The organism is Vibrio sp. V38_P2S17PM301 (assembly GCF_009904845.1).
In the GTDB taxonomy this organism is placed as follows: Bacteria; Pseudomonadota; Gammaproteobacteria; order Enterobacterales; family Vibrionaceae; genus Vibrio; species Vibrio proteolyticus.
On sequence record NZ_WXWO01000102.1, the window covers coordinates 15543 to 33641 of the forward strand.

Consider the following 18099-nt stretch of genomic DNA (forward strand, 5'->3'; position numbering starts at 1 on the left):
TTAGTTTTTCTAATGAAACAATGTATTAACAGAGCATTTTTTTATTATCCTCAAAACATGAATAAGTATGACAAAATAACCGAAATCGCTTAATAAATTCTCACCCTGACAATTTATGCCAATAAGAGTTAACAAAACGGTTACAAGAAAATTTGTTAACTCTTAATAAATTACCATCAATACAGGTAATCTACCTCTGCTGTTTGGCCGTTGCCTCAGCCTGATTCCGTTTGTCTTGGATCACCGATGCGATCACAGCAATCACCATGGTCACTGAGAGTACGGTCAGAGACAGAACGGTTGGAATCTCCCACTGAGTCCCGACCAAAAGCATCTTTACACCAATAAACATCATAATGAACGCCAACGCCGGTTTGAGATAAATAAACTTATCCATCATCCCCTGCAATACAAAATACAGTGAACGCAACCCCAACAATGCAAATACGTTTGCCGCCAAAACCAGGAACGGTTCGCGGGTGACTGCAAAAATCGCCGGAATGGAATCCAGTGCAAACATCACATCCATAAAGGCTATTACAACGACGACGATCATCATCGGTGTTACCATCCACGTCCCCTGCTCTTTAGTCCATAGCGCATTACCACGAAAGTCACTGGATACCTGGGCAAACTTTCGTATCAGTTTTTCTGGCATTGGGCTGAGTTCTTCCTCACCTTTATCTATCGCCAGTTGAATACCTGTCCAAATCAGGAAGGCGGCAAACACATAAAGAAGCCAGTGATAGTCAGCCAGTAACTGAGCACCTACGGCAATCATGAGCGCTCTCAGGCAAAGTGCACCAACTACACCCCATAACAACGCACGCGGACGCAGAGATTCAGGTACAGAGTATTGATGGAAAATAATCGCAAATACAAACAAGTTGTCGACGCTGAGTGACTTCTCTAGCAGATAGCCAGTAATGAAGGATACCGTGGCTTTTTCAGCTGAATAATTGCTGCCCGGCGCATAGAGATCCCAGAACAAATAAATGCTAGCGGCAAACAGGAACGCCAGAAGAAACCAGAACACACTCCAGACAACCGCTCTGCGAATGGTGATTTTTCCACCACGCGTCTGCCAGACGTCAAGCGATACGAGGAAGAGAGTCAATAGGCCGAAGCCCAGATAGGTCATTGGGGTCATGAGTCCTCCTTTGAGCGGAAGGATCCTGTTGGTGTAATCAACCGAGTTCAGAAACCGTCCGCAAACAACAATGGCTGATCAAACACGATCAACCTTGATTGCGTTGGTCTCGTCGAAACCACGTACTCAAAGAGACGAAGTTTATACTTACCGGATAGACAGAGGTCTAACGAGATGACGATAAGTAAACCAGAGGCGACTACTCCCCAAACAGGGCGAATTCTAATCCTCCCATGGCTTTACGTCTATGAAAAAATCAAAAAGGAGCAAGATTTCCTGCTCCTTTTTCATTAGGACAAAGATAAGATGAATTGTTGTTAATCAGATACCACCCATTGGTACCAGATAAACTAAGGCTGACCAGACACCGACCCATGTTACTACCAGAGCTATGTCAATCCAGTCGCGTCTCCACATATTTCCTCCGGTCATTCAGACAGTTCCTGATGAAATGAAACGCCGATCTAACCAGAGCAACAAGCGTGCCAGACTAGGTTATTTAATCACCATCTCAGTTTTGTCCTTTCTGTTTAGCTTGGTTGGCTCTACACTTAACAGCTCAATAAAACAATCCGCCATCGACACGCATGTGACCAGGCCATCGCCCTTCATGTTCAGTAATGCTTCATAGCCTTCCTTGCCCTTCATGGTATAAGCCGATGAAGTGCCGCGATAAAGCTTATCATATTCAATAGCTTGCCAACCTACGTTCGGCGAGTATAGCTTTAGATTGCAAATACGTTTTCCGGCTTCAGCGTTGGCATCATACTCGTAACTCAGATTAAACGTATAAGGGTACGAACCCGAACCAGTTCCTTCCACACCATTGTTAGTCGCATTATTGATGGCTCCTTCCAGCGCAGCGGCAACATCACGTCCTAGAACTTCGTATACACCGATCGGAACGGCAAACGGCAGTAACTTTCCGGCAATATCGGCAACCGAGACGTCACCGGCATTCAGCGAGTTACGCACCCCTCCAGCATTATGAATCGCGAACTGTACGTTCATTCCCCGCTGGTTCATGGCGAAGTGGAACGATTCTGCCACCAGAGGTGCCAACTGGCTCGGACCTTTATCATCTGGAATCCGCACATGCCGGAGCATGTCATCCGCGGTAGCAATGATTTGTTGCTGCAGTTTGCGTACGCGTGGAATGTATTTGTCCAGCAGGATCCCCTGAACGGTTTTATCTTTCTTGCACACGACGACGTTAGGATGGTTATTAAGATAATCACACGCCGCATGATGCGTTTCATCATCGCCGGTTTCACTCATGCTGGCGTCCAAAAATAATCGACGTCCCAGCAACAATTCGTTCTGACCGTGAAATGCAGCAACTCGCCCGCTTGCATCAAAATCAATCATGCAATGACCGATGCTTAATGCATGATATCCGGCCTGTACAACATACGTATCGTTGATGCGAACACCGTATTCATCGTCTTTTTCAAGGCCAATGTCACTGAAATCGCCTTGAAGGCGGTGACTGTGGCCACCGACGATCAAGGATATCCCGTTCACTACCTCAGCCAGAGCCAAATCGGCGTCGTAGCCAAGATGGCTTAAAAGGATAATTTTATTGATGCCTTGTGCGTTGATCGCAGCAACCGTTCTTTTGGCCGTTTCGGTTGCATCAACAAAAGGTGTATCTGAATCCGGGTTAGAAATGTCCACCATTTTGTCGAGGGACAAACCAAAAATAGCGACCTTTTCGCCGTCAATATCTTTCGTTATCCAATCGGCCGTTGCTGTGTGTGGTTGATAACTGTGAACGCGCGGATGAGAACCTATTGTGGCAGCCTTACTCGGGCTTTCGTTGCTCAGATCCCAGTTGCCCGCTAGAAAAGGAAAACGGATACGTTCAACAAAATGCGCGACTGGTTCATTTCCCATATCCAGCTCATGATTTCCCAGTGTCATCGCGTCAATATTTAACGCATTGAGCATGTCGGCATTCGCCTTACCTTTAAACAGCGAAAAATACAGTGTCCCCTGGAAACAGTCCCCAGCATGCAGGAAAAGGAAACCGCGTTTCATCCGCGCAGCATCATCACGAAGCTGACCCACGCGTGTGGCGATACGGGCAAAACCACCTGCACTGACATATGGATGAATGCGTTGACCGTGGATGGTCAGGTCTAACTGCAGTGACGTTGGTTCAAAATAGGAATGGGTGTCATTAATGTGTGCCAGTGTCAATCTCACCGGTTTATTGCTTTTTTGTGTCATATTCTTTCTCTTTTATTCCATTCCATCCTAGCGCACCGATCATGACAGAATCGTGACTTTTATGAAACGAGGATGCAAAGAAATTTATTTAAGCAGACGACTGACTGTATAACACCGACGTGCATCACAAGGTTCTGTGAGCTAAATATCTGCTTATATTGATTTTTTCAATTATGCTTAATAGTAAGCAACTAACTTGCTGTAAATGAACGTTGACATCGAGCGTGCCTTCTTTTTTTGCATCTCACCCGTCTCAGCGCCTTCGTTCGCAGCTCCCCGGAACAGCAAGGAATGTCAGTATGCAGTTAGATAGAGTAGAAATTTCAGGATTCCGTGGCATTCGTCGCCTGTCATTGTCGTTTGATGAGTTGACGACATTGATTGGCGAAAACACCTGGGGCAAGTCATCCTTGCTCGACGCCCTGTCCGTCGCACTGCCAGCGGATGGCGAACTTTATCAATTTGAGATGATGGATTTTCATGTCGATTACTCGATTTCACATCCTCAAACCCAGCATCTGCAAATTGTACTCAGCCTGATCGCCAGCGACAGGCATGAGTTGAAAGCCGGTCGATATCGAAGAATCAAACCATTGTGGGTCGAAGATCAAGATGGAAATCACCGGATTTACTACCGGATCAGTGCATCAAGAAACTTGTATGACATTACCACCACCTACGCGTTCCTAGATGCCAAAGGCAATCCCAAGTCGTTACACCATGCTGACAAACTGGCAAAAGAGTTGATGAGCTTACATCCGGTGATTCGCTTGCGCGACTCACGCCGCTTTGATCGCCCAATCAGCTCCACTGACCCGGTTAACGCGCGTGTTGAAAAACGCATCAATAACACGTGTCGACGACTAATGGCGATTCCCGGACACGTGAACAAAGGCGAAATGAAAAGCAGTCTCGCATCGATGAACTCATTGATTGAACACTACTTCTCTTTCAAAAGTCAAAGTCGTAAAAACCCGAGAAAACAACGGGACGGTGTGTTCTTCACTTCTTCGCCCAGCGACAGCAATCTAAGTAAAATTGTTGAAGAAACTCGCAACAAGCAGACCCGGCTGCTGTTAATGGGGCTGCTGAATGCTTATCTGCAAGCCAAAGGGCCCAATGATTTGCGTCGCTGCGCGCGGCCGCTATTGATTATTGAAGACCCAGAAGGCCGGCTTCACCCGACTCACCTGGCACGCGCCTGGAGTTTGCTGCAACTTCTGCCCATGCAAAAAATTCTGACCACCAACAGTGCCGATTTACTGCGTCAGTTGCCTTTGAATTCGATCCGGCGCCTGGTTCGTCAGTCAGACAAGACCGTCGCGACTTATTTGCCCACTCAACGGTTAGGCAAAGACGAATTGCGCCGCATCGGATTCCACATCCGCTTTCATCGCTCGGGTGCTCTGTTCGCCCGATGCTGGTTATTGGTTGAAGGTGAAACCGAAGTCTGGCTTTTTAACGAACTGGCGAATCAGTGTGGTTACAACCTGGCAGCAGAAGGCGTACAAATCATTGAATTTGCCCAATCCGGGTTAAAATCTCTTATCAAGGTCGCAAAAGCCTTTGGCATTGACTGGCACGTGGTGACCGACGGTGACCCGGCAGGTAAAAAATACGCGCATACGGTCAGAAACATGCTGGGGCATGATCAGGAACGTCATCGGTTGACTGAGCTGCCGGACAAAGACATCGAACATTATTTATACGCCCACGGATTTGAAAATTTCTTCAAAGACATGGTGAAGATCCCGCACGACCATCCGATCCCAGCCAAAAAAGTGGTCACTCGGGTGCTCAAGAAGCACGCCAAACCGGATCTGGCTCTGGCCATCGTGTCGCATTGTGAAGAACGTGGCATGGAATGCATCCCACTTTTACTGCGCTGGACGCTTAAACGAGTCATTACCATGGCAAACGGCAACACTTAAAGTTGGCAAGCACCGAGCAAAAAAAGGCACTCCATCATGGAGTGCCTGTATCTAATATAATTGCAATGTGCTGATACAAATCAATCGGGGGTTAACCTCAAGCTGCCCTCACTGAGATTGCGTCTCAGCGACTACCTTTGAGCTCACTTTAGGTTGGGTTGATTTCTGGTGTAACCACAATCCTGAGGCTTTCATTAGATAACCAAACAGGCCACCTAGCAGCAGGGACGGCACCACAAGTTGCCAATCACCGCCAGCTGCGAATGTGGCACACGAACCAATAAACGTGCCCGGGATATACCCAAGCCAGGCTTGCTTAGCCTGAATACACATAAAGAAAGCCACAATCGCGGTAATCACATAACCCAGAATTTCCAGGCTGATATACTGCGACGATTTGATGATCACGATTGCCCAAAACACCCCCGTCATGTTGGTGAGCAGGCTTTCGCCCAAACCTTTCAGTCCACTATTTGGTGTAGCAAAGTAACTGGTGCAGCCCAGAAACCCAGCCCAGGAAAGTAAGCCCAATGACACAGCTATCCATCCCCAAACACCAGATAAAATTCCGGTAGTTAACGAAATAGCAACCAGTGTATTCATATATTCCTCGCGTGTGCCAACGACCCCATCAGGCCTGTGCAACATCAGTGAATCAAGCGAGAATATTAAAACCAAATCGAACAACTTTCCTGACAAAGATCACAATTAGCATTCAATTCGGACATAGGTTTTCATCATTATGTCTACGCAAACGTTTATTCAACATTTATCGTTATAAATATCGTATTCGAATCCATGACATGAATTGCAAATGGCTTCCATCAATTTTGTTGATGAATGGATACGCGGTGGTTATTACCCCCAACTTACAACACTGTAGGCTGCCCTTTCATCATTCTTAAACCTTCCCGTTTGATGCATTCAGCTAACGGGTTTTCAGCCATGTCCGAGCGCCAAATGAACGACAGGGTTCGTTCCATATCCAGCTCAGGAACGTTAAGCGCGACCAGTTGGCCACTGTGAATAAATTTGGCTACATCCAGATAAGGCAAACAGGTCAGATAGGGGCCGTTGGCAACCAGAGAGCGCAGCACCGGTACGTGCTCGTATTCACGCCAGACATCCAAATCTTCAATCAAATGATGGATTGAGCTGTCAAAGACTTTGCGCGTACCAGAACCATGCTCACGCAACACCCATTTGGCTTGCTCGAGCTGTGCCAGACTGACCGTTTCTCGTTTGGCAAACGGGTGATGCGCAGATGCGACAACCGTAAGATGGTCGCGACACCACACCATTTGATGGAGGCGATTATCATCGCATCGCCCTTCTATCACGCCGAGAGCGTATTTGTAGTCCAATACCCCCTGAATCACACCATTGGTGCTTTTCACTTCGAGAGAAATGCGCATTTCAGGAAAATCATTATCAATAATACTGATGAGGTCAGGCACCAGATGTTCCGCTGGTGTCTGGCTGGCGCCCAGACGAATTTCACCACTGAGTAAGTGCTGCTCGTAGAACCCCATTTCGATCTGCTGGGCGTCTTGTAATAATCGTTTAGCTTTAGGCCGTAGCCACATCCCCCAATGCGTCAGCGCCATTTGTTTGCCCTGACGTTCGAACAGGGGCCGTCCGAGCATTTTTTCCAGTTGGGCAAGCGACATACTGGTCGCCGATTGTGTCAGTGCAAGCTTGTCTGCGGCTTGGCTGACGCTGCCTGTATCTGCGACGGCATCAAATACTGCAAGTTGTTTTAATGAGTACCGCACTGTCCATCCTTTTCCGTTGGTGATTTGACCTTGTTATCATGCCTGATCATGAGCAAGCGGTTTCATTGTAAAGTGAAAACCACCTATATCAATAATTTTGATAAGGTTTTTAAACATTATCAATTTTACCTCTATCGCTTCCCATCCTAATCTGCTCTGGCAAGCGGACATAATGTCTTGTTTGAAAAGGAGGTAATAATGAAAAATAGATTAGGGAGTGCGTATGTCGACCACCCAATCCAATAACATCCAGTTGTTTTCTCCATCAGAGATGATGGCTGAAGCAGAAAAATTCGCGATCAGCAAGGCAAAAAAAACCAGTGGTATGACGCTGAGTTTAGCGGTGATGGCCGGTGCTTTTATCGGCCTGGCGTTTCTTTTCTATATCACGGTGACGACAGGCAGTGGGAACGCTGGCTGGGGGCTGACTCGTCTGGTTGGCGGGCTGGCATTCAGCATGGGCTTGATACTGATTGTCATTTGTGGCGGTGAATTGTTTACCAGTTCCGTCCTCTCCTCGATTTCCTGGGCCAACAAGCAGATTAGCCTGCGCAAAATGCTGTCTATCTGGGGTAAGGTCTATCTGGGAAACTTCATCGGTGCAATGGCGCTGCTGTTTATCGTCTCAGGTGCCGGGTTGTATCAGATGGATCATGGTCAATGGGGTCTGAATGCGCTCAATATTGCCCAGCACAAATTGCACCACACCACTCTGGAAGCCTTTTTTCTTGGCGTCTTATGTAACCTGTTGGTGTGTCTGGCAATATGGCTGACCTTCAGCTCGGCTAACGCAATGACAAAAGCGGCGATGACCATTATGCCAGTGGCAATGTTTGTCTCCAGTGGTTTTGAACACTGTGTCGCCAATATGTTCATGATCCCACTTGGCATTACCATTCATGCCTTTGCACCTGAAAGTTTCTGGGCGCAACTGGGCCTTGAAGCAATGCAGTTTCAGGATTTAACCGTAGCGAACTTTATTACCGCCAATCTTATCCCGGTGACGTTTGGAAACATCGTAGGGGGCGCGGTTTTAGTCGGCTTAGCCAACTGGAGTATTTATCGACGACCGCAATTAAAGTCCGCGACCATCACACCTATCAGCACGACCACGACTATCACATCAGAAAAGGAAACCATTATGAGCTCAGAAGTTTCAGTCCGTGACATCATGAACATCCACCCTATCACGCTGAGCGCAGACATGCCGGTACCAGAAGCGATTGATAGCCTGCTCGATACGCATTTAACCAGCGCGCCAGTATGTGACGTGCAAGGACGATTAGTCGGCTTCTTTTCAGCACACGATGTCATGGTTGATCTGTGGTGCCAGGATTACATCCCACAAAAAGACCAGAAAGTTGTCGACCTGATGTCGCGAGATGTGATTGCAGTCAGTGCAAATGACCGCCTGGTCGATGTTGTGGAATTCATGTGCATCGACAAAGAGCAGTTATACCCGACAAGCAGTATGGGCATCGCCACTCGCTTGACATCATTATCGTTGGAAGAGCGAGCTAAAGCGATGAAAGTCAGTAAACCGCAGTTGCTGCCTGTGCTGGACGATGGTGAGTTTGTTGGCGTGGTGACCCGTGAGCATGTATTGGCCGCACTACGACCCGTTTATGGCGAACGAATTCAGCACCAAAGTGAAACCAAACTCGAACTGGCTTAACCGATTTTTGGTTGGGAAATAAGTCGCTTAACCAAAAAAGCCCCCGCAATGCGGGGGCTACTTGACAAAGCAAAATGCGTTATTGTTTCACGCCTTCCACATGCAGTTCCATGTCTACGTAGCTCGAATCACCCATTACTGCAATATTGAAATCTGCCAGTTCAAGACGGGTGGTGCCGTAAAAGCCTGCACGCTCACCGCCCCATGGATCTTTACCTGCCCCCACAAAGTGTGCATTGATTGTGATTGGTTTTGTTTGACCATGCAGAGTCAGATCACCCATAACATCTAAGTTGCCATCACCTTTATCAACCACTTTCGTGCTGGTGAATGTTGCTGATGGGAATTTACCTGCATCAATAAAGTCTGAGCTACGGATGTGTTTATCACGCTCAGCATGATTAGAATCCAGGCTGCTGGTGTCGACCGTTACATTGACTTTAGAGGCTGCAATATTCGCTGGATCGTAAGAAAAATCGCCTTCAAACTTGTTAAAACGACCTTTGATAAAGCTGTAGCCAAGATGGCTGACTTTAAAGTTAACCGACGCGTGAGCGCCCTTTGAATCAATTACATAATCCGCTGCGCTTGCACCAAAAGGCAGTGCAACAGCCATAGCCAATCCGGTAGCAATTAACGTTTTTTTCATTTCGAAGCTCCTATCATTTTGCGTAGCGTGTTGTCTTTATCAATAAAGTGATGTTTGAGTGCCGCGACAGCATGCAGCGCGGCCAGTAAAATCAGAGCCCAGGCAGCGTAATAATGAATGGTACCGGCAGTATCTGCCTGACCTTCAAAAAACGCCCCCGCTCCTGGGACGGTAAACCAGTTAAATACATCGATTCCGCGACCATCTTCTGTCGAGATCAGATAGCCAGAAATAAAGATAACCAGCAGCAATAAATAAATCGCACTGTGGGCCAGCTTAGCCAGGATAACCTCGTAAGCTTTGCCCTCCACCTTTGGAGACAAAGTTACATGCTTCCAGACGATCCGGAAAATTGTGACCGCCGCTAATATGATACCAACCGACTTATGCCAGTGAGGTGCAGTTTTGTACCATTGACTGTAGTAAGTCAGATCAACCATCCACAAACCAACAGCAAACATACCAATGATGACGGCCGCTGATATCCAGTGGATTGCCCGTACCATCGCGTTATAGTTTTTAACTTCTGTACTCATTTTTAGTTTCCAAAATGTGCCCAGCGCCGAATGAGAATGTCTATCATAGCGATTTATCTCATTGGCGTAACACAGTATTTACCAATATTTACAATGTGGGAATATTAGTAACCTGAATAAGTTATTCAAATATTTCGAACAACTTTTCGCTCACTTGTGACAAGCCTAGATAAATCAACGAAAGGCCAATAATATTAACAAGTTAATCACTATTGTTTTTGTCTCTCATCTAAGAAAAAACCGCAGTCAAACATGTAACAAAGCGTTACATCATGGTTAATACTTCGAATCTTTCTCGATCGAATAAAAGTCATCGCTGATGTCCAACATTCTACGTTCCAGAGCACTCTTCGCATCCGAAACGCCCTTGTTATAAAACGCTGGCGCCAGTTCTTTGTTGATAAAGTCCACCAGAAAAAGCGCATCGAACTGTCCCAGTTCAGTGTCGCACTCGGATTCAAGGAAGCGTTGCAGTGCTTCTGCCATGGCTTGTTTTTGTTCGTGGGTAAATTCAATCTCAGACATGCTCATTCTCTCTTAATGTGTAACGCAGGCTCTCTATTTTTCGCCTATCGGCTAAGTGATCAACTGACTCAATCCTAACAGTTTTCAGTCAGCAACTTGGACATAAGCGGGTTTGAATAACAAAAATTCGTGATGTAAATAACGGGAAAGATCATGAAGTTGCGAAATTTAGACGAGTGGTTTGAAATTTTTATGGTACGCTTTGCTGATATTGAGCATTGTGCTCATTTCGAGGAGATATGCGTTGCTACTGGATGTGCTGATTCAAAGTGTGAACGAGTTTCAGGCTGACTGTATGGCGTTGTGCGAAAAACATTACCCAACCATACATAACGGTGGAATGAGTGAACATCACTTGGGGCTTGCCTTTGCCAGACGCCTTTCTCGTACGCTCCATGAGTTTGGTCACGGTTGCGAATACGCACCAATGGACATTCATCAGAACAACGATCTTCCCCACCATTACCGCGTCAGCTCAGATGCCGGCACCGTCTGGGTCCTGACCTCTCATCTGGTCAGTGCTGGAAACGGCTGTCGACACAAATTAATGAAGCAAATTGGTTTATGGCAGCAGGAATACGGTTACGCCATTCAACCCAACGATTTATTGCTGCTGCTTTCCGATCATTGGATCAGCCGCAGTAAACAGAGCCGAGAACTTCTGCATTGGTGGACAGGACAACTGCCGGATGAACTGGACGACTACAACGCACAAGGAATCAGCCTGTACGAGAGTGACTCACTGCTGTCACAGATGCTTGAAGCGCAATACGCGCTTAGCCCCTACTACATTAAATTTTCTCATCCTTTGAAACGTTCCAACAATCAACAACTCGTGCGTAAATACATCCAACTTTACGCCGTGATTCAATGGAACTGATTTGTCATCAATCTTTCATGTGACGGTGTGACACTTAAGCCTAAGTCGATAAATTCAGGTAGGTTAAGTGAAAAAGCTCAAACGCTACCAATATGAGCGCTACGCCGTCCTATGCAATCTTGCTTACCAACGAGTCTTCAAACAAACCCGCTATGGCTTTTCTCCCACCGGACAGCGGATCATCAATAATCGATTCGGCAAAACCTACATTCGCGTTCTCTGGAGCAAAGAATCCGACGAAGTCATTATTGTCATTAAAGGTTCGCATAATATTTGGGACTGGCTACTCAATCTGGTGATGTGGAAGAAGCACTGTCGAAACTTTGGCTTGAGTTACCCCATTCACGCTGGTTTCCACTATTTGCTGACCCAAGAAAGTTTGCCAGCGCACAAAAACGACACCTTGGGTTTATCAGTTTTCGAGCGAGTGATGAATATTGTCACTCCGTTGATTGAGCAAGGAAAGCGAGTCTCTGTTACTGGGCACTCGTCCGGTGGCGCAATAGGTTGTGTGATAGCCGACTACATTGAGCATCACTACCCGAAAGTAATTAAACGGGTTGTTACTTTTGGACAACCGGCTATTGGCGGTCTGCGCTTTAAACGACGTTATCTGTTAAGTCACAAAACTTATCGGGTATGCTGCGATCTCGATATCGTTACCTTTCTCCCTCCACTTCCTTTTTACTACTGGCACGTCGGTAAAATTCTCTGGCTATACAACGGGCGGATTTACGAAAATACCCCAACACTGATACGACTAGGGCGCTCTCTCGGCTCCTGGCTGATTCGTCCGTTTTCATATCACTTAATGTCAAAATACATCCGGAATAAAGATTTCTTTGATGAAAGGTAACGTGTTGCCTCATTCCACTATGATCTAAATCTCGTTTTTGAGACTTAATTACAAACACATCAAAACCTCTGCAGCACGATGAAGGCATTCGCTGTATGATTAAGTTATTCATATATCAATGCAATCACCTGATAAAAATTCATCACTCTTGCTTATAATCTCAAACATAAGACAAAAAGAGTGAACGTTAAGAAAATGTTTTGCGTAAGATGAACGTAACCATAAATGGAATTGCTGGGTTACCGAACGTCAGACTTTATATGAATAAACTTTAACTCATTAGTGATTTGGTCAAATGCTACTTGCCACTCGAAAACAGATTTTGCAGTACTTGTTTGTTGATGCTCAGGGACAGTTTTACGCGATATACAATGGACTGCGTGTGTCTAGCGTGTTTCAACCGATCTTCGATAAACATTTAAATGTTGTCGGCGTCGAAGCGCTGGCAAGAATCCACACGCTGACTGGCGAGTGCATGATGCCAGACACGATTTTTCTTGGCGAAGAAACCAACACGGAAGACAAAATCAATCTGGAATGCCTTTCTCGTGTCGTGCACATTCGCAACTATAGCCTCTCGACGTATAGAAATGTCGCCCTGTTTATTAATATGCTTCCCGCAGCCAGCGAGCGATATGCGTATACCGACATTGAGTGCACTCTTCTGGCTAAGCGGCTAAAAGAACTCCAAATCGATGCCAGCAACATTGTGATGGAAATCATCGAAGCAAAATCTGAATCGGACGATCTGCTACAAAACGCCCTTCAGCGTATGCATGAGTATGGATTTAATATTGCAATCGACGATTACGGCGTCGAAGAGTCCAACGAGTATCGACTCAATCTGTTAAACCCACAGATCGTTAAGCTAGATCGCAGCCTGATGCAAGATTACGTGAACGGAACACAATCTCCATTGTTAAACGCGTTGACCACCATCCGCAATAAAGGCGCGAAGATCGTGGTAGAGGGCATTGAAACAGAAGCGCAGTTCAACGCCATGCGAGGCCTGAATATCGACATGTTGCAAGGCTACTACCTGGCTGAACCACAAGCCATCGTTCAAGGGCTCCAGCACGTCGGTTAATAATATCTAAATAGTAAAAACGCCTGTTTTACTCTGCCTCTTCGTTCAGTCTGGGCGTTGTGTCATTTTGATCAACTTAGCACTTTTTTATTGACACTTAAATCATCATTAACATTTCCCCTACCTCATTGAATCATCTTCACTTCTGAGTGTTAACACATTGGTTAATTTCTTGTTTTAGATCATGACAAGTTTAAGTAGCTCTCGTGCTACAAAACGCTTTTCTGTACATTTCGAGTCACAGTTTGAAACATTTTATTTATCATTTTCAGAATCTAACGGAGATATCTATGCTGGAGCTCTTGATTGGATTAGTAGTGACTGTGGCTGTCGGCTACTTCATCGTGAAAGGCTATAAGCCTGCCGGTGTCCTGCTAACCGCTGGTGTATTACTGCTTATTCTTACCGGAATTATCGGCCATACCGTTTTACCTGACTCCATTCAGTCTACGGGCAACATGCTGACCGATTCACTGGAGTACGTGAAATATATGCTCCAATACCGTGGTGGCGGTTTAGGCATGCAGATCATGTTACTGTGCGGTTTCGCGTCTTACATGACCCATATCGGCGCCAACAACGTGGTGGTGAAGCAGTTTTCGAAACCATTGTCGGTCATCAAATCTCCATATATCCTGCTTGTTGCTGCCTATATCGTGGCTTGTTTAATGTCCCTGGCCGTCAGCTCTGCGACGGGTCTCGGTGTGCTTTTGATGGCGACTCTGTTCCCAATGATGACTGCAATGGGCATTTCCCGTCCTGCGGCTGTGGCCGTGTGCGCCTCACCGGCGGCAATCATCTTATCGCCGACATCAGGTGATGTAGTTATCGCAGCGGAGAAATCCGGTCTGGCTCTGCATGTTTTTGCCGTGGAAACCGTATTGCCTGTCTCCATTTGCGCCATCATCGTGATGGCTATTGCGGCGTTCTTTTGGAACCAGTATCTGGACAAAAAAGACAATTCACTAATGGAGCGCATTGATGTCTCTGAAATTGAAGTCAATGCACCAGCCTACTATGCGGCTCTGCCTTTTCTTCCTATTATTGGCGTGTTCGTCTTTAATGGGGAGACTATCAAAGGCCTCTATCTTGACATCTATACCATCGTCGTTTTGTCGATTTTCATTGGTGCGCTAGTCGACTTTGTCACCAAACGTTTTGATGGACAAAAAACCCTCGACGACCTGGAATCTTGCTATCAGGGTATGGCGGATGCCTTCAAAGGTGTGGTCATGCTGTTAGTAGCCGCCGGGGTGTTTGCACAAGGCCTGATGTCTATCGGAGCTATTGACAACTTGCTTCATCTGGCCGAAACCGCCGGCGCTGGTGGAGTGGCTCTGATGCTGATCCTCACAGCCCTGACGGTGGCCGCAGCCATCGCCACTGGATCGGGTAATGCTCCTTTTTACGCATTTGTCGAACTGGCACCATCGCTGGCGGCCAAAATGGGCCTGAACCCTGCTTTTTTGATTATTCCAATGCTGCAAGCTTCGAATCTGGGCCGAACCATTTCCCCCGTGTCCGGTGTTGTGGTTGCCACGTCCGGTATGGGTCAGGTCAGCCCGTTTGAGGTCGTGAAACGTACTTCTGTACCAGTATTGTGCGGACTGGCCACTGTGATTATCGGTACTATGGTTCTCGTACCGATGTACGTCTAAATCACGTAACAACAAACAAAAAAACAAAGGCGCTCATTGAGCGCCTTTTCTGTTTCTATCCGATGTTTACTTCACGTCACCATAACGTTCCAGATACAGCACCGTCGCCGCAGTACGAGAAGGAACCCGTAGCTTTTTGAGCAAACTCTTCATGTGTACTTTCACGGTCGATTCCGATATGAAAAGGCGATCTGCAATTTGTTTATTTCGGTATCCACGTGCGACTTCTTGCAGGATCTGAGTCTCACGCTCGGTCAACGAGTCAAAAATATCTTCGCGGCCTTCGCTGTCACTCAGGTATCTGGCAACTTCCTGACTGTAGGCTTTATCGCCCCCAACCGCCTGTATAAGCAGTTCAATCAGTTCATCGGGCTCGGTGTCTTTGAGTAAATAGCCATCTGCTCCGGCTTTAACCAGAGCTTCAATATCCGCGGGACTGTCAGAGACCGTCAGGATCACGATACTCGCATCAGAGCCATCCGCTCTGAGCGCTTTAAGCGTATCCAGGCCAGACATCCCTTTCATATTAAGGTCAAGCAATATCAACTCAGGTTCAACCTCATGAGCCAGTGCAATTGCATCCGCCCCGTTACTGGCTTCAGCCACGACACTGAAGTCGTCTTCAAATTCGAGTAATTGTTTGATCCCACGACGCATCAGCGGGTGATCATCAACCAACATTACGTTACACACTGTCAAACTTTGCTTCCTTTGAACGTTGATAAGTTAATACGACTTCACAACCCTGATCTGGCGAAGAGTGGACTTTCAGCTCACCATTAAGCCGGTTCGCACGCTCTTGCATGATGCTCATGCCGTAGTGGTTAATTTTTTCATTGTGCTCGCTCATGCCAACACCGTCATCTTTCACTGATACCGTGACAACGTCACCCAACGCTGAACACCTCACTTGAATGCAGGAGGCATTCGCATGTTTAATGGCATTGATTGTGGCTTCACGAATCAGTTGTAGAAGGTGCACCTGATGGTGTACATCCAAATCGACCGAAGACAGTTCATTCGTCAGTTGGATCTGAGCGCTGGTCTGTTCGTTTAACTGCTCAAGCATCTCTTGCAATGCCTGGCCGAATGTACCTTCTTTTATAGTCAGGCGAAACGTCGTTAAGAGCTCGCGGAGCTGGGTATACGCAGAAGACAAACCGGTATCTAACTCGCCGATAACCAGCGTTGTTTTCGGCGTAAATTCGCTGTGCGGCAGTTTGTTGATCACTTTTTTCAGTAGAGCAACCTGGATTTTGAGATACGACAATGATTGCGCCAGAGAGTCGTGTAACTCCCTTGCAATCGTCGCCCGCTCTTCCATTAGCAACAGCTGTTCGGCCTGACGCTGTGCGTGATTGTAATACACCGCGCGGGATAAGATCTGGACGAAGTTATCAATCAACGCTTTGTCCGGACAGGGCAGCCCGTATTCCCATTGCAAGGTTCCTAAATGATGTTCGTCTAAAGACAACGCCTTCTGCTCGACGTTCTCACCATAAAAAGCGCCTTCTTCCAGGATCAGATTTTTCTCTCCGGGTTCTTCAATTTCAATTCTGACCCCGGTGATACCTTCAATGCTGACAATATGACGCAATATTGCCTGAAAGTTGTCGACGCTGATGCGTGCCGCCGTCAATTCTTGTGATGAGTTGTACAATACTTTCAGAGACTGGTTGGCGTGTTGTAACTTGTGCGTTTTCTCATTCACCGCTTGCTCGAGGCCACGGTATAACTTACCCAGCTCTGCGGCCATTCGGTTAAACGTTCGAGCCAGAATGCCCATTTCATTACTGCTCGATTCATCCAGCGAAACATCAAACGAGCGTGATTGGATCTGTTCACTGGCCGCGACCAATGATTTCAACGGGCTCACTATTTCACTGCGGATGAAATCAACAACAAAAATGCTGACCAACAACACTGCCCCTAATCCAAGGCCACCCACCCACGCCAGATTGATCAGCTTTTGCTCTGAATATTCTTGAAGTTTGAAGACAAAAGCATCGATCTGAGTGACAAAACCCGCAACCAGAACAAGATACTGATCCCGGCCATCGCCATCCAGCACAGCTTTCAATTCGTGCCAACGAACGATCAGTCGATAATAATCCTGAGTGATGTCGTCGGGAACATACCACTTCTGTAAGGCTTTCATCGAACTGGAATAGATCGAACGCTCGAACTGGAAAATATGGTACTGATAGTTATCAGATTGACTCTGTATATCATGAGCCAGACGATAGCTTTGCATCCGCATAGAGCCGGCCACGTTCACCGCTTCGGCATCATTCAGGCTCGAAGCCAAGGTAATAATTGCAAAGCTGGTTGTCGCAACGGACAGCAGCAGAATCAACAGCATGGCCTTTGCTATAGTACTGGTTACCGACTTTTGTACTTGACCTCTCAAGCCACACCTCTACTCCACGAACACTTCGACTTATTATTTACCATATTCCTAAGTAAATATGGGCACAATATGTGATCACTCTCTCCGGAATTTATTGATCCAAAACAACATTGCATCCTAATTACCTCTTAGGGGGTATTTATACGAATATGGCAAAAACTACAATTTGTGTATGGATAAATGACAATTTGTTAATGAGAAATGTGAACTAGACTTTAGTTAAGTTTCTCTATCGCAGGTGGATTAGTGGTCGATCTTTCAAAAAGACGCTTTTTTTCACGCAGAGACATCAACGAGCAGACGCTTCGCCTCCCTTGGTTAATTGATAATCAGGTGTTTGTAGACGGCTGTACACGCTGCGGAAAATGCGTAAGTGCTTGTGAAACTCAAATCATCAAGATTGGCGATGGTGGTTACCCCAGCGTGGATTTCACCTTCGGCGAATGCACATTTTGTTATCAGTGTGCCGAAGCATGTCCTGACCCCCTGTTTAATGCCAAAGATGTACAGCCTTGGAATGCAAAAGCCACCATCACAGAGCAGTGTCTGGCAAAACAAAATGTCGATTGTCGGAGCTGTGGCGATCTCTGCGATCCCATGGCTATCAAGTTTAAACCTGAAATCGGCCGGGTGTCACAGCCGATATTGGATCTGTCTGAATGTAATGGTTGTGGCGCGTGCGTCTCTGTCTGCCCGACTTCAGCAATCAATGTGAGCAATATTTTATAAAAAATA

The 18099-nt window shown here is 46.6% G+C and carries 16 protein-coding genes; 7 read left to right on the plus strand and 9 right to left on the minus strand.

What is annotated here, in order from left to right; all coding sequences use genetic code 11:
* Nucleotides 1–190: 190 nt before the first annotated feature.
* Both CAG64_RS21585 and CAG64_RS21590 read right to left on the minus strand, forming a co-directional pair.
* The gene (locus tag CAG64_RS21585) at nt 191–1150 is read right to left on the minus strand and encodes a TerC/Alx family metal homeostasis membrane protein (RefSeq protein ID WP_161488261.1); all 960 of its coding nucleotides are present in this window, start codon (nt 1148–1150) and stop codon (nt 191–193) included.
* 495 nt (nt 1151–1645) lie between these two features.
* A complete protein-coding gene (locus tag CAG64_RS21590) occupies nt 1646–3382 on the minus strand; it encodes a bifunctional metallophosphatase/5'-nucleotidase (protein ID WP_161488262.1) in 1737 nt (578 codons plus the stop codon).
* Nucleotides 3383–3681: 299 nt separating this feature from the next.
* Here CAG64_RS21590 and CAG64_RS21595 point away from each other — a divergent pair, with 299 nt between their 5' ends.
* On the plus strand, nt 3682–5313 hold the full coding sequence (locus tag CAG64_RS21595; protein ID WP_161454447.1) for an ATP-dependent endonuclease: 1632 nt from the start codon (nt 3682–3684) through the stop codon (nt 5311–5313).
* Between the two features lie 108 nt (nt 5314–5421).
* Here CAG64_RS21595 and CAG64_RS21600 read toward each other — a convergent pair whose 3' ends face one another.
* Together CAG64_RS21600 and CAG64_RS21605 are read right to left on the minus strand one after the other, a co-directional pair.
* Nucleotides 5422–5916, minus strand: a complete 495-nt coding sequence (locus CAG64_RS21600) for a DUF1097 domain-containing protein (protein WP_021705299.1) — start codon at nt 5914–5916, stop codon at nt 5422–5424.
* A 266-nt stretch (nt 5917–6182) separates the two neighbouring features.
* Nucleotides 6183–7088, minus strand: a complete 906-nt coding sequence (locus CAG64_RS21605; protein ID WP_161488263.1) for a LysR substrate-binding domain-containing protein — start codon at nt 7086–7088, stop codon at nt 6183–6185.
* A gap of 223 nt (nt 7089–7311) precedes the next feature.
* On the opposite strand from CAG64_RS21605, the gene focA reads away from it, so the two are divergent.
* Nucleotides 7312–8763: a formate transporter FocA gene (gene focA / locus CAG64_RS21610; protein ID WP_161457589.1), complete on the plus strand. Its 1452-nt coding sequence runs from the start codon at nt 7312–7314 to the stop codon at nt 8761–8763.
* A 79-nt stretch (nt 8764–8842) separates the two neighbouring features.
* Here focA and CAG64_RS21615 read toward each other — a convergent pair whose 3' ends face one another.
* From CAG64_RS21615 to CAG64_RS21625, 3 genes are all read right to left on the minus strand, one after another.
* Nucleotides 8843–9412: a YceI family protein gene (locus CAG64_RS21615; protein ID WP_161452329.1), complete on the minus strand. Its 570-nt coding sequence runs from the start codon at nt 9410–9412 to the stop codon at nt 8843–8845.
* Nucleotides 9409–9948, minus strand: coding sequence for a cytochrome b (locus tag CAG64_RS21620; RefSeq protein WP_021705303.1), 540 nt, complete (start codon nt 9946–9948; stop codon nt 9409–9411). Before CAG64_RS21620 ends, CAG64_RS21615 begins: the two co-directional genes overlap by 4 nt.
* 276 nt (nt 9949–10224) lie before the next feature.
* Nucleotides 10225–10473 (minus strand): DUF2164 domain-containing protein, encoded by a 249-nt coding sequence (locus CAG64_RS21625; protein ID WP_040902561.1) that lies wholly within the window; start codon nt 10471–10473, stop codon nt 10225–10227.
* A 244-nt stretch (nt 10474–10717) separates the two neighbouring features.
* Between CAG64_RS21625 and CAG64_RS21630 the strand changes: the two genes are divergently transcribed.
* The 4 genes from CAG64_RS21630 to dcuC all read left to right on the plus strand — a co-directional run bounded on the left by CAG64_RS21630 (nt 10718) and on the right by dcuC (nt 14954).
* Nucleotides 10718–11353 carry a hypothetical protein gene (locus CAG64_RS21630; protein WP_021705305.1) on the plus strand — a complete coding sequence of 212 codons (636 nt, stop codon included), beginning with the start codon at nt 10718–10720 and terminating at the stop codon, nt 11351–11353.
* 67 nt (nt 11354–11420) lie between these two features.
* The gene (locus CAG64_RS21635) at nt 11421–12209 is read left to right on the plus strand and encodes a lipase family protein (protein ID WP_161452330.1); all 789 of its coding nucleotides are present in this window, start codon (nt 11421–11423) and stop codon (nt 12207–12209) included.
* A 295-nt stretch (nt 12210–12504) separates the two neighbouring features.
* Nucleotides 12505–13296, plus strand: a complete 792-nt coding sequence (locus CAG64_RS21640; protein ID WP_021705307.1) for an EAL domain-containing protein — start codon at nt 12505–12507, stop codon at nt 13294–13296.
* A gap of 290 nt (nt 13297–13586) precedes the next feature.
* On the plus strand, nt 13587–14954 hold the full coding sequence (gene dcuC / locus CAG64_RS21645) for an anaerobic C4-dicarboxylate transporter DcuC (protein WP_021705308.1): 1368 nt from the start codon (nt 13587–13589) through the stop codon (nt 14952–14954).
* A gap of 66 nt (nt 14955–15020) precedes the next feature.
* Here the strand turns inward: dcuC and CAG64_RS21650 are convergent, their stop codons facing one another.
* Both CAG64_RS21650 and narQ read right to left on the minus strand, forming a co-directional pair.
* The gene (locus CAG64_RS21650; RefSeq protein ID WP_021705309.1) at nt 15021–15653 is read right to left on the minus strand and encodes a response regulator; all 633 of its coding nucleotides are present in this window, start codon (nt 15651–15653) and stop codon (nt 15021–15023) included.
* Entirely contained in the window at nt 15640–17364 is a 1725-nt protein-coding gene (gene narQ, locus CAG64_RS21655) for a nitrate/nitrite two-component system sensor histidine kinase NarQ (protein ID WP_161457588.1), read from the minus strand. Before narQ ends, CAG64_RS21650 begins: the two co-directional genes overlap by 14 nt.
* Before the next feature lie 246 nt (nt 17365–17610).
* Here narQ and napF point away from each other — a divergent pair, with 246 nt between their 5' ends.
* The gene (napF, locus tag CAG64_RS21660; RefSeq protein ID WP_161489106.1) at nt 17611–18093 is read left to right on the plus strand and encodes a ferredoxin-type protein NapF; all 483 of its coding nucleotides are present in this window, start codon (nt 17611–17613) and stop codon (nt 18091–18093) included.
* Nucleotides 18094–18099: the final 6 nt, after the last annotated feature.

Coding starts and splice junctions, on each gene's coding strand:
- CAG64_RS21620 (WP_021705303.1), bottom strand. CDS start 9,948: ATGAGTACAGAAGTTAAAAACTATAACGCGATGGTACGGGCAATCCAC.
- CAG64_RS21615 (WP_161452329.1), bottom strand. CDS start 9,412: ATGAAAAAAACGTTAATTGCTACCGGATTGGCTATGGCTGTTGCACTG.
- focA (WP_161457589.1), top strand. CDS start 7,312: ATGTCGACCACCCAATCCAATAACATCCAGTTGTTTTCTCCATCAGAG.
- CAG64_RS21625 (WP_040902561.1), bottom strand. CDS start 10,473: ATGTCTGAGATTGAATTTACCCACGAACAAAAACAAGCCATGGCAGAA.
- CAG64_RS21640 (WP_021705307.1), top strand. CDS start 12,505: ATGCTACTTGCCACTCGAAAACAGATTTTGCAGTACTTGTTTGTTGAT.
- CAG64_RS21600 (WP_021705299.1), bottom strand. CDS start 5,916: ATGAATACACTGGTTGCTATTTCGTTAACTACCGGAATTTTATCTGGT.
- CAG64_RS21590 (WP_161488262.1), bottom strand. CDS start 3,382: ATGACACAAAAAAGCAATAAACCGGTGAGATTGACACTGGCACACATT.
- dcuC (WP_021705308.1), top strand. CDS start 13,587: ATGCTGGAGCTCTTGATTGGATTAGTAGTGACTGTGGCTGTCGGCTAC.
- CAG64_RS21585 (WP_161488261.1), bottom strand. CDS start 1,150: ATGACCCCAATGACCTATCTGGGCTTCGGCCTATTGACTCTCTTCCTC.
- CAG64_RS21595 (WP_161454447.1), top strand. CDS start 3,682: ATGCAGTTAGATAGAGTAGAAATTTCAGGATTCCGTGGCATTCGTCGC.